This window comes from Vibrio sp. YQ_11 (genome assembly GCF_043103065.1).
Classification (GTDB): domain Bacteria; phylum Pseudomonadota; class Gammaproteobacteria; order Enterobacterales; family Vibrionaceae; genus Vibrio; species Vibrio parahaemolyticus.
Map to the genome: position 1 here is coordinate 195525 of NZ_JBICJM010000043.1, position 16895 is coordinate 212419.

General features: G+C 40.3%; 11 protein-coding genes. 1 reads left to right on the forward strand and 10 read right to left on the reverse strand.

The window, feature by feature from the left end; genetic code table 11:
* Positions 1–78: 78 nt before the first annotated feature.
* The 5 genes from ACF8EG_RS16980 to ACF8EG_RS17000 all read right to left on the reverse strand — a co-directional run bounded on the left by ACF8EG_RS16980 (position 79) and on the right by ACF8EG_RS17000 (position 5807).
* The gene (locus tag ACF8EG_RS16980) at positions 79–540 is read right to left on the reverse strand and encodes a hypothetical protein (RefSeq protein ID WP_258486325.1); all 462 of its coding nucleotides are present in this window, start codon (positions 538–540) and stop codon (positions 79–81) included.
* A gap of 503 nt (positions 541–1043) precedes the next feature.
* The gene (locus ACF8EG_RS16985; protein ID WP_258486315.1) at positions 1044–2468 is read right to left on the reverse strand and encodes a hypothetical protein; all 1425 of its coding nucleotides are present in this window, start codon (positions 2466–2468) and stop codon (positions 1044–1046) included.
* 12 nt (positions 2469–2480) lie between these two features.
* Positions 2481–4496 carry an EAL domain-containing protein gene (locus ACF8EG_RS16990; protein WP_392419622.1) on the reverse strand — a complete coding sequence of 672 codons (2016 nt, stop codon included), beginning with the start codon at positions 4494–4496 and terminating at the stop codon, positions 2481–2483.
* An 11-nt stretch (positions 4497–4507) separates the two neighbouring features.
* A complete protein-coding gene (locus tag ACF8EG_RS16995; RefSeq protein ID WP_025767536.1) occupies positions 4508–5029 on the reverse strand; it encodes a hypothetical protein in 522 nt (173 codons plus the stop codon).
* A gap of 4 nt (positions 5030–5033) precedes the next feature.
* Complete coding sequence (locus tag ACF8EG_RS17000; RefSeq protein WP_258486310.1) at positions 5034–5807, reverse strand: hypothetical protein; 774 nt, start codon at positions 5805–5807, stop codon at positions 5034–5036.
* A gap of 168 nt (positions 5808–5975) precedes the next feature.
* Here ACF8EG_RS17000 and ACF8EG_RS17005 point away from each other — a divergent pair, with 168 nt between their 5' ends.
* The gene (locus tag ACF8EG_RS17005) at positions 5976–6632 is read left to right on the forward strand and encodes a hypothetical protein (RefSeq protein ID WP_258486309.1); all 657 of its coding nucleotides are present in this window, start codon (positions 5976–5978) and stop codon (positions 6630–6632) included.
* 232 nt (positions 6633–6864) lie between these two features.
* Here the strand turns inward: ACF8EG_RS17005 and ACF8EG_RS17010 are convergent, their stop codons facing one another.
* The 5 genes from ACF8EG_RS17010 to ACF8EG_RS17030 form a co-directional block, all read right to left on the reverse strand.
* Positions 6865–8883 (reverse strand): hypothetical protein, encoded by a 2019-nt coding sequence (locus tag ACF8EG_RS17010; RefSeq protein WP_138937758.1) that lies wholly within the window; start codon positions 8881–8883, stop codon positions 6865–6867.
* Between the two features lie 104 nt (positions 8884–8987).
* Complete coding sequence (locus ACF8EG_RS17015; RefSeq protein ID WP_138937757.1) at positions 8988–11156, reverse strand: hypothetical protein; 2169 nt, start codon at positions 11154–11156, stop codon at positions 8988–8990.
* A gap of 258 nt (positions 11157–11414) precedes the next feature.
* Complete coding sequence (locus ACF8EG_RS17020; protein WP_171055897.1) at positions 11415–13424, reverse strand: trypsin-like serine protease; 2010 nt, start codon at positions 13422–13424, stop codon at positions 11415–11417.
* 95 nt (positions 13425–13519) lie between these two features.
* Entirely contained in the window at positions 13520–16723 is a 3204-nt protein-coding gene (locus tag ACF8EG_RS17025; RefSeq protein WP_392419626.1) for a hypothetical protein, read from the reverse strand.
* A complete protein-coding gene (locus ACF8EG_RS17030) occupies positions 16713–16892 on the reverse strand; it encodes a hypothetical protein (RefSeq protein ID WP_086048464.1) in 180 nt (59 codons plus the stop codon). Before ACF8EG_RS17030 ends, ACF8EG_RS17025 begins: the two co-directional genes overlap by 11 nt.
* Between the last annotated feature and the right edge of the window lie 3 nt (positions 16893–16895).

Genomic DNA, 16895 nt, shown 5'->3' on the forward strand with positions numbered 1-16895 from the left:
TCTATCATTTCGGTCTTATCAGTTGATTTAAGTGGCTTTGATGGCGTGATTGGTCGGGTGAGAAGTGACTTGGTAAAGCTAACTTTCGGGAGTATGTTGCGGAATCGGCATTAGTCTAAGGACTTGTAGCGCTTCTTCAAAGGTCATTACAAGGCGATCTTTAAGTTGAGTAGTAGCCAAGGAAAGCAACATATAACACGAGGTATAGCTCAGAACTACGTCATAATGCACCTCAGAATTTTTAAAGCTCAAATAAATATCAGCATTAACATTACGTCGCACGATTAACGATTTATCACAATTTTTGCCATGATTTTTAAATTTGACTTCGGACACTCTACCCAGCATTAACAAAGCAAACTCAACTAACTCAGATTGAGCTTTGAGTTGAAAATCTGCTTTGCGCGTCCAGTCTCCCTGACTATTAAGCATAGGTGCAAATGTGAATGTAAGAGTTGCTTCATCATTTCTGCTGGCGGAAGTTCTCTTAATTTGTAATGCCGACTTCCCAAATGACTCAAAATACCGTGGAGTCTTCATTATTAGCCTCCCGTAGAATCCTAGCTAAGAGTGTTTGTGAATAAAACGGACTAAGGACTTATTACCATATTGTGTCCGTTCATTTATATTACAGCTCACTAAACGCCATTTCTGTGTAGTAATCCAGTAATCAACGAGCTGACCATTCTTAAGTGTGATCCGATAATGGAAATCAGTAAAACGTAAATACTCGACACCAAGTTCCTTTAAAAAAGATTTACCTTCGGAAATTAGTCGGCTCTGACGGACATCAGAAGGTTCATAATCGCATACTGGCACTGACGGCTTAACATACTTACCAGTAAGGTACTCATCTAACGTAGAAAGCCCTTTGGCTGACAACCTTGGATGTGACCCGGTATTAACAGCCCAAATTCCGCTAGAATACCAATAACGAATCGATTCATTATCTCGAATGAGAAGAATAGATTTCTGGTCTACTTTAGTGTGCAGCAATTGATGCTTCTGTATGAGACTTTGTATCTCCAACATTTAAATTCAACCTACTTGATGACTGGTTCAAAAGTAATTAAAGGTACTTTTTCAACTTTCTTCATACTCAAGCGAGCTAACATATTGAGCTTACCGAACAGCAAAGAGTACTCTTCCAATGTGAAACCTGGCTTATACACTTCAAGAGCGCGAACAAAGCACTGAAATGAGTTGCAAACTGCCTCAAACAAGGTAGTCACGCCAGCCTTTTTAAGTGCTTCGAATTGCGCTTTGGTTAAAGCGCCACGTTTGGCAAATGGTTCGATACGAAGGTGCTTTAACTCCTTGATGCCTTTAACGTAGTTAGGGAATTCTTTACCAACGTAATTCATCACCTCAGCATGGATGGTTTGCTCAATATCGTAATTCCAACCTTGCTGCATCTCTGTGCTATAAGGCATGATTGGAGTAAGCCACTCAGAAATTAAGCAGTTAATTGCCACACCATTTTGATCGGAAACCATGATGGTGAATTTCATATCAAGAAGGTTCAAGCCTACATTTTCTATGTTTTGACCAATCTGCTCCGGAATTCTTGTGATTAAAAAACTATTAGAGGTTTTTGGACTTGGATCGGTTGAGGGTATTTCAGCCAAAGTCACTACACCATTTCTTGCACTCTTTCCGCTCGGTTGCTGGGTACGTTTCGAAGATGGAGTAGACTTTTTAGAATCAGCTTTTACCTTCAGTTTTCGTTCCAACCTTTCGATCGTCTTCTTTTGTTGGTTAACATTAGTTTCGAGTGAAAGCTTTGACTTGTTAAAGCTTGAGATTTCTTGAGACTGCTTGGTGATTGTTTGAGAAAGACTAGTTCGCTCTGCTTTCAACTGAGCAACTTCTTCTTCGAGTGCTTTGTTTTTTTCACTTAATTGTTGATTTGATAGAGTCAAGTTATCAGCTTGGTTAGCTTTCTCAGACAAACTCTCCAATGCTAATAACTGATTTTGAAGCTCTGTGTTGGTTTGCTGTAATTGTTTGCAAGTCACTTCTGATTTAGCAAGGAGGTTGGCTTGTTCACGTAATTCTGCGAGATCAGAATGACTAATGTTTGGAACGCAATCTAGTTGTGTTTGTAACTCATCAATCTGCTTTTGTTGACGATCAATTTCCGCTTGTAACTCTACAGCGAGCCTTTCAGCTTTATCTTTGGCAATGTCCAGATCGTCAAGACAATCTAATGCCTCAACAAACTCCGATTGCCGCGCCTCAATATGAACAAGTTGGTCAATAATGTACTTGAGTGTTACTTCAGACATAGCACGAGCGACTGGAAACTTGCGCTCTTTGTGCAATTTAACAATCGTTTTGACTTTAGCTTCGAGATGTAAGTGCACGTCATCGAACGCACTAAGTAAATTATTAGCTGAATTTTGTAATTGCTCGTTTGGCATAAATGGGACATTTAAAGCCACAACATTAGTTGAAGTTTCTTGCACAGCTACTCCTTTTTAAACGCAAGCCGCGTTATCTTTCTTGGACGTAATAGATTGAACTTTAGCTTTGTTGGTGGTTGCAATGATGCTGTCACTCAAGTGTTCTATGGGAACAGGATACCCAAACAAGTAGCCTTGAAAATTAGTGCACCCTAACTCTGAAAGGATCTTAAATTGTGACTGCGTTTCCACGCCCTCGCTCACGATTTGCAAATCTAAAGACTTGGCGATATGTACCACAGAGCAAATGATATCACTGTATTTCGGCTCTGAATCGATCTGAATGACGAAACTTCTATCTAATTTCACTTCGTCAAGAGGAAGCTCTGCTAACAACTTTAAGCTGCTATACCCAGTTCCAAAGTCATCTAGTGATAGTTTAAAACCGAGAGACTTTAATCGGTTTGCCACCTTGTCGAAGTTTGCGCGATCTTCGACTTCTAGCGTTTCTGTAATTTCAAGCATTAGGTCTGATGTCGGAAAGTTAGACTTTTCACATATTTCGACCAATGACTCAGCAAAGTTCTCAATCATAAATTCTCGGATTGATACGTTTACTGATAGCGGCAATCTCATATTGAGTTGTTGGGATAGAGATTTGATATCATGAATTGCTTTACTGTAAATGAGCTTTCCAAGCGCTGGCATCAACCCGGCTGACTCAGCAATTGGTATGAACTTGTCTGGGGTGACGTTACCTAGTCGATGATGACGCCAACGCGCTAAAGCCTCAATACCATGTAACAAGCCATCTCTATTTACTTGAATTTGGTAATTGAGAGTAATTTGATTATCCTGAATGGCTTTGGACAGCGACTGTTCTAGTTCGACTTGTTGTTGATACCGATTATTAATTTCTTCGCAGTAAAAATGAACCGAGTTCTTTTTCTTCTTTGCTTCCCATAATGCTATGGTGGCATTTTTCATCAGTTTAAGCGTGCTTTCGCTACCCGCCCTTTCTGCCACACCAATTGAAGTAGTCGGGAAAAGCATTTGCTCTCGGAACTTGATTGGCTGTCCTATTACCTGGTGGATGTTTTCAGCCAGATTACGGTCAGTTGTCAGAACAACGAACTGATTCTGTTCTGTACTATAAACATCGCTATCGGCTGTTAACAAAATTAGTCGATTCCGAGTTTGTTCTAACAAGTATGTGACCGATTGTTCACCATGCTTAGATTTAATCGACGAAACGTTATCTGGCTCAATGAGGACCATAATCGGCTGTTCAGGTTTATTCCATGTATTAAGGTCTTGCATCAATCCGTACTGGTTTTTCACATCAAGCTTCAGATCATGTGAACGTTCAAAGTCCTTTTTAAGCTGCTCCTGGTACATCTTGTTTCGTTGAAACCGGACTAGAGCAACTAAACCCACAATAGTCATTAATAAAAGTAAGTACTGATACATCAAGCCATTTATGGTTTCTAGCCAAAGGATCTGCTTGTAATTAAGAACCTTGATTTGTAGGTCTTTGTTTACAAATGCAGAATAATCGGTAGTAGATTTTGAATCACTACATTCAACCTGGGTGCAATCAATGAACAACATTTCAAAGTCATGCAACTCTCGAGGTATCTCAATCGTATTTGAGATGGCGATTTCATTCGAGATAGTTGTTTGAACGAGTTTATTGTTGCTGATTACCGTTGGCGAGTATGTTCCATTCCCCTTAAATTGGCTCTCTTTCAGGATTGGAGGGGCTAGGTTAAAACTAACACCTGAAGAGTTATCAATCGAAGACACTGACTCGCCATCGAGGTACTGGATAAAGAGCAAATTGTTTTCTAGATGATAGATGTTATTTGCAATTACCTCATTTGTTTCGCCATCAAAGTTTGAAACATATCGGTCGATCATTGATTGAACTTCAATCGAGTTTAAATTAATTTCATTTGAGAAGTAATTTACATCTAACTTGAACTGATACTCTCGATTGCCGAGTTCTATGCTAGTCAATGCACCGACAATAAGAAAAAAGGCGGCAACAAGACTGCATTCGGTTTTCAGAGTAGTTAATTTCTTAAGCATTCCTTGCCGTCCTATGATGCAGTACCCTTTGCATTCTCTGTGTTCATTTTGATGCGATTTTCGACAGACTTAACCATTCGACCAATATGTGTTTTTTCCATAAGTTGGTACTTTTCGTGTGACTTGAGGGCTTGTATCGTATTAATTGCATCGGTTGGTGTAACTTCTGCCGTAGTACCGTCTAAATTCAACCGCCCCGTTTCTGGCATTACCATAAATGCTTGGAGAGTGTTTATTCTGTATTCAACATTTCTTGTAAGTTCGATGACATAGTTTCGAATAAGCTGATCAATCGAATGTATGCGACCTTTATCTTCATCTTCAATACAGGTGAAAGCATCTGCCCAGTCCGGCTTATTATCACCTTTGACAAAAGCACCAATCTGTTCAACTATTCTCAAACTAAACACAATGCCGCTCCTTTTTCGTCGTAAGGCGGGAAACTCAGTTTCGATATGAAACTTGAACATCGCTTTTCGTTGGTCGTTAATTTCTTGGTAGTTTTTTTCTTCTTTGGTTTCTGCACTTGTCATAAAACTATCTCGATAAGCTAATAGGGTTGGACGGCATTAAGTTCTCATCGATCTGATAACTCATGTCAAAATCGTCATCGAGTAAGGACGTATGTTTACGGTCGTTCTCAACGCATTGGTTCATAGTTAGCTTTGAAACTGATTGATTAGGAACATCGAGATCTGTTATTGACGCGTTAAGACCTCTGTATGCTTCTTCAAGCTGGTGATTGAAAGGGTCAATGAGCACTAAAGTATCAATACCATCAATTTTCTTAACACCGATGTTATCCGATTTAATATCAGTGTGAACAAAGCCGGTCATTTCAAAAGCAAACATAGATTGCTGTAGGTCGGTAATGACCTTCATAATTTGATCTTCGGATAAACCTGATTCAAATGCCCAGTCGTTATCACTGTCGTTAAAATCAAAATCAAATGAATCGATGTGACTTATGCTTGGTGAGGCTGAGAGTAGAGATGTAGCCACTTCGACTAGTTCATGTTCAGTATCGATAAGTTCTTGCTCTATGAGCCAAGTTCGCTCTCCGGAATCTCGGACGACTTCAATAACCAGACCGTAATCAGGCATATGTTCTGACGGCAATCTCGATGACACCGAAGCTGTTAAGGCTTCAGTAAAAGATGTTGTCAACTTAACCACACGGTCATCTTCGGTTTGAAATGCCTCACCAAACTCCCCTACCCCTAGTGAACAATATGATGTTTCACTGAGAGGCGTCACGCCGCATTGAATTCGAAACGCAGCGTTTATCAAATCCTCAGATTTCAGTTCCATTGATTTAACCCAAACTAATTACACAATATATATTGTATGCTAGTTTTACATAAAGTTAAATATTGCAATTTGAACAAAAACAAACTGAAATTAACATCTTTGGTAGGGTTCAAACAATCGGTCTTCAATCTAAGTTGTTCGAATGCAATTGACCTCGTAGGTAATGGAATGACAAAAATCTGGACTCATGCAGAGTTATGCAAAAAGGCGGTTATATGGTTAAGACGAACACAAAAGGCTGGTGGTGGTGGCTGCACCAATGCGTTTAGTGAAGTTCGCTCCAATCCTCACGATGGAGAAATTCCAGATGCGATAGGCATTAAAACTTCAAGAAACACAGAAACAATTGTTGTTGAGGTGAAAACAAATCGTTCGGATTTTATTGCCGATCAGCGTAAAACCTTCAGACAAAACCCTGAGAACGGCATGGGAAACTATCGATACTATCTCTGCCCAGAAGGATTGATACGCGCTAGTGAACTCCCTCCTAAATGGGGGCTTATTTACATTGGCTATCGCGGTAAGGCAACAGTGATCTGTGGGCACTGTTTGGGCGATAAGAAAGATTGGCATTTTCAGTCAAACAGAGATGCTGAATTAGGAGTAGCATCCATTCTTCTAGCCAAAGCAGGGGATTTTGAAATTTTAAACGGCGTGAACCGTCTCAACCAACGCCTCACTAAAGAGAACACTCAGCTTAAACGTAAAGTTCAGGATTTAGAGTCCTCTAATCGTCACGAAGAATTAATGAATAGTTTGAATGACTTAGGTAAAACATTAAAACCAATCCCAAGGCAAAGTAATATGGAAAGAGAGGATAAATGACAGATCAAACCTCATTCGAACTGGTTCGTATTTCGACCTATAAATATCAGTTAAAATTACCAAGATGGATACGGAAATTTACAGCAAAAACATCCTTTCACCGGGCTTGGTTACAAGGCTTCACTGGTTCCTTTTTAGTTTCAGTAGATGAAAGAACGTAGTTGAAATTAGCAATCGAATAAAATAAAAGGCTTGCCACGCAAGCCTTTTTCATCGTAGTTCATGAGCAATACTACTTCAACGTACCATACTGAGCCGTTTTGTATTGGGTTGTTGCTTTACTACCACAACCATCACTGACTGACGTTGTAAATCGACCAGAGTCAACTGCCGTTTCTGTTCGAGTAGTGACTATCTGACAAGAACGACTGGTATATGTTGGTCCAGCATCAAGCTTTGAAACAGCAGAAACCAACTTAGCATTCTCAGATGAGCGTGCGGAACTTAGCTGTGAAATCTTCGTATTAACAACATTTCTTGTATTGTTTACTGACGCATACGTCGACTCTAATGAATTCAAAGTATTTTTCTGTGCATTAGCTTTTGCTTGAGCGGTCGATAAACTACCCTTCACGCCACTTGCATAACTATTAAGTGAGTTATAATCCCCCGACAAGCTAGAACGCAATTGAGCTATTTCATTGTCCCATTTGGCATACATAGTTCCAGCATCTGTCTTAGTAGAGTAGATATTCTTGATTGCTTGACCACCGTCATACAAGTTACCCGATGAGTCAACAACCAGCCTACCATTTACGTATACGTTACCAGATACATTCACAGTGTTTTTGAATGTTTGAGTACCGCCAAATGTGTTCGCTTGATTACGTTGAGCTAACTGAGAAGAGTCATAGTTATCAATTTTGTCTGCATCGTAGGCTGTCGCGTTCTTTCCTAGAAGTAATGAGCTTAATGAAGACCCATTGTTGTACAGAGTAGTTCCTGTTGACAACAAACGACCACCTTGACGAATACTATTACCGACTTTAAGTGATCCAGTTACTTGAACATTATTCCCGACCGAAACAGTAGAAGTAAAATCAGCATTTGTAGCAAATACATCTCGACCATTCAGATTTCCATCTATTCTTGCACCTCGGGTAATGTTTACCGCCCCGCGAGCAATTAGGTTTCTTGCTACATCTATATTAGTACCAACAAGCTTTCCACGAAGATCCAATGACTGAACTGTTGTATCAGCAAGCTTAGCATTACCATTAGTTATCATGCCATTTCTAAGTTCCAGCGGGGCATTTAGTGAAACATCACCAAATGCAGCACTACCAGTAAGCTCAATTGGAACCGAGTTATAGCCTCGAATAACATCAACTTCAACTAAGTCTGTTTCTAAACGCTGACTTACGTTAAATGTCGAGGCTGTAGTGCTTTGTGTAAATAATGCACTTTCAATTGTTGCGGTATCGCCATTCAACTCATCAATAAAGGCGTCAACAACAGACATTTTGGCAGAGTTAAAGCTATCGGTTTTTACATCATTACCTGTTGCTTCATTAGTCGATACTAAGTTCTTAATGGTAAAATTATTTACTGTACCATCACTGTTCACCGTAAAATCAGTAAAATTTGCGTTCCCAAGAGCGGTATTCCCTGAAGCTGTCAGGCGTGTAGCTGATGTAAGCTGTTCGAGAGTGACTGAAGTAGCATTTAGATTATCCAGAGTAAGTGAATTGGTAAGATCCAACTCATCTGTGAACAACTTTTTGATATCAGTAATATCATTGCCACCCATACTAAGGTCAGTCAACATTCTATTCCCATTCGCAGAGCTATCAACGCGGTTTAGCATATTATTTACGATAGCTGTTGATTGCGGTGCCGGGATGAAATATTCAAAGGATGTGCCCTGAACCTCAGATGCAGTTAATGAAGCAATATATGCCATCATCTCTACTTGTCTGTCGTTTGTTGCGTCGCGAGGCTTAAACACAAGTTCAAATGAGTTAGAGGTTACTTTTGATGAAAACTCACCAATAGAAGTTCGCAAACTTCCATTGAAGAATGGTTTTGTACCGCTAGTAATGTCACTCAAATTGGCAGGGAATCCTCCTTTCTCCAAGAAGTAGCTTGTTACGGCTGATTCCAATTGATATAGCTTCTGAATGGTTTCATTCACTTTCAGCTCACGAGCTTCAAGTTCATAGATTTCAGATTGCAATTGATCGGCAAAAGCATTGGGTACGGAGGCAATAAGTGCAATACTCAATGCCAAATGTGATTGATTAAAGGTCATGTTGCCCTCCTTGACACCCTGTAACGATAAAGTTTGATGGTAGCAAGCCTAGTCTTTGTGACCGTAATTCAGTCATTAATTTCATTTTTAGATCTGTCATCTCATTACCTACAAACAAGTTGTTCAAATGATGGACCCCATGATGGGTTAGCAGGATTGCCACTTAAGTTACAACTCATCCCAATAACTTTACCGTATGCCTTCGCACCAGGAGAGCTACAACTCCCACCAGCAGTACCAGAAGCTTGTTGAGTACTACATGTTGAACCAGAAACTACCCATTTATGCCCGGTGCCACCGCCACCACCAGTCCCGCCTTGGCTCTCTTTATATATGGTGTGAGTTTTGCGAGTCACGGTCGTGTTATAAGCTGTCATATTCTGAACAGTGTTACCTAAGCGCTCAAGATTGCTAACTTTCCCTTTTACACCATCAAGACTTTGAGTGCCGCTATTTGTGTAGTTAAGTGCCGTTGAAAGGTTTGTACTTGCTGTATTGAGATATGATTGCGATTGGTTGTTTTTGGTATCAATCGCACCCTGCCCAGATCGTACCTTATTGATACGAGACGCATACCCCTGCAACTCCGAACGTTTACGGTTCATCTCACTTACGACCGCAGTTTCGATCTGGTTCATATAATTCTGCATATCAGAATCAGCTCGACTCAAATCTGACTTAGAAGCATATTTGCTTGATACCAAGACACCCTGGTCGTACAAACGACCACTTGAATCAACTAAAACACCAGAGCCAGAACGGATAGTCCCGTTCACAACTAAGTTGCGGCTAAAGGTAGTTGCACCTTTGAAGACGTTATTGCGTGATTTAACTGCAAGCAAGCTCGAATCCTTGCCACCTAATTTATCTGCATTCGCGACCTTGTCATTTTTCCCGTAGTAGCGACTGGAAAGTTTTTGACCGTTTTCATACCACTCGCCATTGCGAGCCACTAACCTTGACCCGGCATATAGATCCCCATTCAAAGAAAGCTGATTCGAAACGTTCGCGCTACCGTTAATGCGGAGCAAGTTGCCGATATTTGCAGATGTACCAACGACTGCTTCAAGGTCAGTACGCCCCGTTACTCCAACATCACCCCCGAACTGAGCGGTGTTAGCTAAAACTGAGTTATTTATGGTTAGGTTATTAACAAACTGCGCAGTTGAAGTTTGAAGATCCCCAAGAACAGTTGTTTTACCAAGTTGGGCAATGCCAGAGTTCTGAATCAACTGTCCATTAATGGTTAAAGATGACATGGTAGTCATCACGTCATTGATTAGAACTGGTGAATTAAAGCTAATCGGAGAAATGAATCGATCTACTTTCAATGAGTCAGTTGCAAATTTGTCATACACTTTAACAATATCTGCACTTAAACTAGCATGGAAGTTGCCTCGTTCGAACTCTACCTCGTTGGCAATTAATGTACCTACCGTTGCTGCCGACGCCACATCAAGAGACTGTGCTACCGTGTTATCTGCAGAAACCGAAGTAAAGTCGATTGAGTTAAATTCAAAATCTTTAGACGTTAACGTTTGGGTTACGTCCAACGTGTTAAAGAGAATTGTGTCTGCGTCACCATCCGTAACAGATGACTCAATGTTCACTAGTAGGTCATTGGTTGTCAGGTTATCCATTGAACCAGACACCGCTTGGACTTCGTTAGTCGTTGCGTTAGTAAACGTAGCCGATTCACCTAGCAGTTTTGAAACATTGGTAATATCGTTATCACCAAGAGACAGATCTGTTTCCATCGTATTCAAACCAAATCCTGAAGTATCAGGTGTTGTTTGAAGCATGTTTTTTCGTACAGACGCGGCGTGCGGTATTGGAACGCTCACTCGAATTGTGTTTGACGCCGAATTGTAATCCCCACCGACCTCGCCAGCAACGCTAGAATAAATACCTAGCTGGTGGTTTGTAGGGTTTGAGGATACCGGGATAATAAGCGTATAAGAGTTAGCGGTAGCCACTCCTGAAATCGTGCCTATAGGTGTTTTGTAATTACCTTTATAGTAAATTTCTGGAAAACCACTTGTGCCATCAAGATCATCAAAACTAGATGGAAATCTAAGCTTATCGCTATAGAATGCGCTAACAGCGCGTTGGAGTGTCGTTAACTTTGAAGATACAAGGCTAGTTTGACGCATTGACTGCTCAAGTTCTGCTTGCCCTATATCTTGTGTATTAGCCAAAGCTATCGGTGCGAACAGTCCACTTAATGCAACGCCTAATGCGATTGCGCAAGAAGTTGGTCTTATGCTCTGCATGTTCAATCCTATTAGATTGACACGAAACCGAAATCCATTTGACTCGTAACCGTGCAGATTCTTTTTTTTGTATATACTTTTATGTCATTTTAGATTATCTATGAAGTCAGTTCAATCTCATTTGGTTAATCAACAAACATTAGAAGGCATGACAGATAATCGGAGCAACCGGAACAGAAATGATCACTAACATTAGAATGAAAAAAGCCTATTAGCATGTCCACGAACTAATAGGCTTTTTGTTTAATTTATTGATTGTTATTTCTTACGATTTCGCGCTAACGCCATAAGACCCAAGAGTGAGAGCAAACCAGTTGAACCACCGCTACCGCCACCTGAGTTACTGCTTCCAGTATTGCCACCAGTATCAGTACCATTGTCATTACCGTCGCCTGTATCGCCGTTATCACCACCATTGTCACCATCACCACCATCTGGATCGGTAGGTACTTGGTCTATTAGGTAGTTAACTGTTACTGGAATCGAAACACCCGCTGAAGCACTGGTAAGTGTTGCAGTATAAGTGCCAGGTTTTGCCCAAAACAACTCATCTACATCGCGTTTGTTTTCAAAACCAACACCCCAAGTTTTCATTGCATGACGGTATACACCCACATTCTCATCATCTGAAACATCAATATAATCAAGCTTCTCGATAGTAAAGAAATTGTCTTGAATATATGCTGCACTTTCAGAATTATCAGCAGTAACTACCAAATCACGTTGTAGCAAGAAGTCCTTACTGCTTAAATGCGACACATCAAAATCAAATGTCCATTCATTGTGTGTTAAGTCATCTTCAGTAATATCGATGACGATTTGCTTAGGTAATTCTGAAGTTTCAACGTCAGGTTTTGGCTTAGCAGTACCTGCAACAATGATCTCTACTGGAATAGTTTTGTCAGCGTTAAGATTCACTGTCCCTGTCGCTGAACGTGCACTAGACTTATCACCGTTATAGGTCACAGTTAAGTGACACTGTCCCATCGGCTCAAGAGTTTGTGGGCAGTCATGATTAATATCAAACATGCCAGTTGCTGTCGGTGTAACAACGTGTTGGTCACTAGAAATATTTTGAACAGCAAAGGTAAAGACACCATCACCTACATCTGTGTAAATAGTCTCTTTTAGTAATGTTGGCGCGGTTAAGCCGTTAATTACTGATTTATAAAACTCATAGTTTGCTAAATGTGTTGACCATTCAGCACTAAAGCCATTGTCACATCCAGTAATACGACTTGCGATACCAACAACATTATCTTCCTGATCAAACAATGGAGTCCCAGAGTCGCCAAAGTTAATCAGTGACTCAGAATCACAAGTATCAAAGAAGTTAACATCCGACTCAAACGATTGAAGAAGATCGAATTTATCAAGAGAAGCAAACGTACTAAAAGTTCCATCCAACTGACCCTTTGAGTGAGTTAGGCTCCACTTTTTCATCTTTTCAGGCGTCGCGCCATAGGCGTTTTGCCCCCAGCCCTGATAGTTGTACTGCGTACCAATTGGCTTGCTGACCAATGTCGAGTAGTTATCCATAGTGACTGGACTGTTGATATCAAAATTATCTACGAGAGCAAATGAGTTGCTACTGGAATGTTCAATGCTTATAGGTAACTTGATAATTGCTACATCATTTAACGAACTAGCGCTATGAATAGATCGAATAGTTGAATACGTGTCTGCTTGTGGATCTCCGGCAGAAATATTCTTTGAATCACGGCTTAACCATTCTGCTTCAATTTCATCAGGGATATGTGCCCAATGTTTTTGAAGATAGTTAATCCCATCTTCTACGCGTTGAGTAGTATCATGCATAAACACTTCTGGCGTACCTTTAAACACCAAAGACTCAGCAGCTTGAGTTTTGATGCCTTGATAAACTTCAAGCACATCGCCCTGCTCCCAATTTCCATTTTCCGTGTATAGCGGAGTACAGTGACGAGCTGTAAGGATAAATCGACCATCAATAAGTAGACCGCCACAAGTTGAGTCAGAATACACAACTTGCACTACATTATCGCGATACTCTGCATCGGATACCCAATGAAATTCGTTCGCAGAGTTTTCCAGTTGACACTGAGCAAAATTAGCTAAAGCTGGATCATCACAAGGGTCTGAACTTACGTTCATTGAACGAAGTTCAGTCATGTTGTTCTGGCTGTTATGCAGTGGTTTGACAAGGGCGTCGGTACTCATCGCCAGTACGTTGCCTGATAAAAGTGTTAACGGAATGAGCGTTAACGTTGTTTTAGGTAATTTAATCATTATGTGGACATTCCTTTTCTGTATGATTCGCATAAACAGTAACCAGACCAGTAACTTAAGTCAATCAAACATGTTAATTATTAACAACTTTGGTCTTATTCGCACATTTCCGGAGTTTTTCTAGATAAGATTTCTCTTGTAATGGATTTAATATGCGGATTTGCACCAAGGTGTTTTATTACTTCACTATATAGATGTTCCTCTATATCGTTAGTACGTCCTTCTACTTCTTGTGAGCTATCTAACTGTTCGCGCATCTCTTTGCGGATTTGCTCACGAATTTCACTCATGCTTCCAGATGGAAATGCCTTGTATAACGCTTCTAACCACTCTTTTTCTGGATGCTCTTGTTCCAAGTGGAATTTATGAGGCATGTCTTCCTTATCTGTCGATAACGCCCACATAAGCATTCCAGAACAAAGGAATTTGAGCCGTGCAGAAAATTTTTCTCTTCCACCTGACCCACTCACATTTCTTGCACGGAAAATGAACAACAACTCATTACCCACACCCGGTTGTGGACCGTGAATACCGTCAACAAGGAGTTTGTATTCAGAATCAGTAAGAGACATTTGAGTACGGACACTCTTAATTTCCTTTTCCTCTAGTCCTGCGAAGAAGAAGCGGTTAGTACTCATCGACTTCATAGTATCTGTAAAGTCAGCGACTCGGTGTGAAGCGATGTTTATTGATAGATTCCACTTAGGCGCTTCTCGGATTAGATAATCGATATACTCTGCCCCTGCTTGTGATTTAGAGTACTCGTTCCCATCGTTATCCGTAGCCTTAACAGATAAGGTATGCCACTCATCCAAAGAGAGGCACTTTTTAAGACGTGATACTTCAAAAAATTGGTTCTTCCAATACTCTCTATAAAGTGGTGGCGCTCGTTTTACCAGTTCTTCCGCTGTACGAAACTTCTTCATTCCAACATGCATTGCAAGTAGGTATTGAGCAAATGTATCTAACTTACCTTGGTTAGACTTGGACTCGGATACCGGCTTCATGTCAAAACTAATGATTTTTGCTGTTTCAAAATCAATGGTTGATGCTTTAGATAAATAAGGCATTTTCTGAATGTGGGTGTTCAGCATGTTTTTAACAGCGTTAATCAATTCTTTTGGATGTCCATCCCTAATAGATGGACTATTTGTAAGTGTCTGAACCATATTGCTCACCGTTGGCATCGCGAGCCTATGAGCCTTGATTGCAGCATCAGTTAAATTGCGTTGGAAAAGCATATCGCGTAACTGAAACAAGCTAATTTGTTTTGAAACATCGTTTGGCTCAATGCCCAATTTTTCACGCGCAATTTTTGTCAGTTCTTTATCGATTGTACCGTTGAACATCTTCATTTCATTGCGACTAATATTGTTTTGAAAGACTTCTGAAATCAATTCCTCTAACAACTTTGATGTTCCATCAAGTGGCTCCCCACTTTCTGGCTTAGTACAGTTAGTTAAGTAAAAATTGAGCATAAAGGATTTTTCATCCTCAGTAGGTACGTTAAAGCCCAAGCGTGTTTCTAGCGGATTGATAAACCAACCATCAGTTAGGGGCGACCACTTATGCTCAATAATTAGCTTCTCTGTATACGCTTTGAAGTCTCTGATTTGTTGGATTGACTTAGTTTGGGAGCTTCTTGAATATCGTTTAACCATCATGTATCTAAGAAGCTGTAAAGCCCCTCGTGACGTTGGTCCGATATCAAGTATCACCATTAAACCGAGTTGTGATACCCCATCACCTAAAATGCTTGCTATACCTTGGGCATTCATTAGCAACGATTTACCCTGTCTCGGAGGCGCGATATAAAGTGAAAGGTGGTAATGTTGCAAATTAGAGTGTGGTTGGAAGAAAAACGGCTTACCATCTACCGTTCTAAAACAAATCAATCCGTAATCCCAGAATGTTGCAGGGCGATCAAGCGGTAGAATTCGAACTAGTCTGTCTGAGCTAATCCAGCAACCAAGATGGAATGATCTGTAGTTTAACCCCGGAATAGAGCTTACAAATGTTTGCATAGGATCATTCAGATCCAAACTGATTTCTGCACGACCCCAGTCAACAACAGCATCGTTCATTTGTTTTCTATGAGTCATCAGCGTAGAGCGGTCATCGGCAGAAATTACAACCAAAATTTGGAGGTTTACATCAGAAGCGTCCTCTTCTGTTTTCATGTACTTTTGAAATTGGATTTCATCGTAAGCCTTCTTACATTGGTAATTTGCCCTAAAGAAGTTGTTTACCGACTGATTGAGTGATTGGTAGCCACTCGTATCTACCTCAGACATGATAAATGTCATTCTGAAATCAATGCCAATCGTGTTTTTTCGAAGGTTATTGAAATCAGCCACCGTCCCAGGAGAAGTGGTTATTTCACAACAAGCATGATAACGACCATTGGAATACAAAATACCATCTGCATCATCTTCAGAAGGTATGAAAATCGACTCTGGTAATTGTTCCGAAAGCGGAGGCAAGAAGATTGCGGAGTGCGCAGTTGTACCTGTGTTAAGGTCAAATTTGACTTTACCACCTCTATAACGCACCGGGCTATCATTGTGGTTGAATAATTCAAATGGCTCATGACGAGAAACTTTCCCGTCATTTAATTTAAATTTCATCCACTGAAGTGCATCAAGCTGCTCTAAGAATTGATGTAGTAACCCACCTTCAGTTAGTCGGTTTTTTACTGTTTTTAGGTCAACGTTATGCTGCTTTAGGGTTACAGTATTGGTTGTGATTGGGTTGGCACCCTCTCTAAGATTATCCCGGAAGAAAGAGCTTAATTTGTCTTCACCCGTTCTAACTGTTACCTCTTTCTTTTTTTTAAACTCTTTATTAAATTTTGGTAACGTCCATACAGCAAGGTAAATCTCTTCCGTATGACAAAGTGGTTCATTCGATGAGACAATATCGTCGATTATCGCGTCAGCATCCATTCCTAAACGATGAGCTGCCTGTCTAGAGGGGTTTAAGCCAGCATCAAGCTCAGTACCTACCGTCCCAGATGTCTGTGCATACATCACAGAAACAATAGGAGCATCTTTACTTAAGAAGAACTGGTTAATCAAACCAAACAATGCTCGTTGAACTTTGTGCTTTTCTTCTTTCTCGCTGACAACACCAATTCCATTAATTTTGATCAAAGAGACTAATGCACCCGACGTACATTGTAGAGCATACTTATGCCCCATCTTGTTCATTTCCAAATCAATATATTCAGAGATTGACTTCTGGTCAGTGGAAAGAATTCGTTTAATCATCATTGGTAACTTTGATAATTTATTGAGCATCAGATTGATCTTCCCTTTTGTCCTTATTTTGAACTAATTCAGCAATGGTTTTTTGAATCCAATTTAGTTTTTCGTCTTTACTTTTAAAATCAACGATGGCGTCCAAGGTTTGAAAAGTATCTCGGTTTGTGTGTTCTAACTCAGCGATAAGAGCAACTAACTTATCCATGAT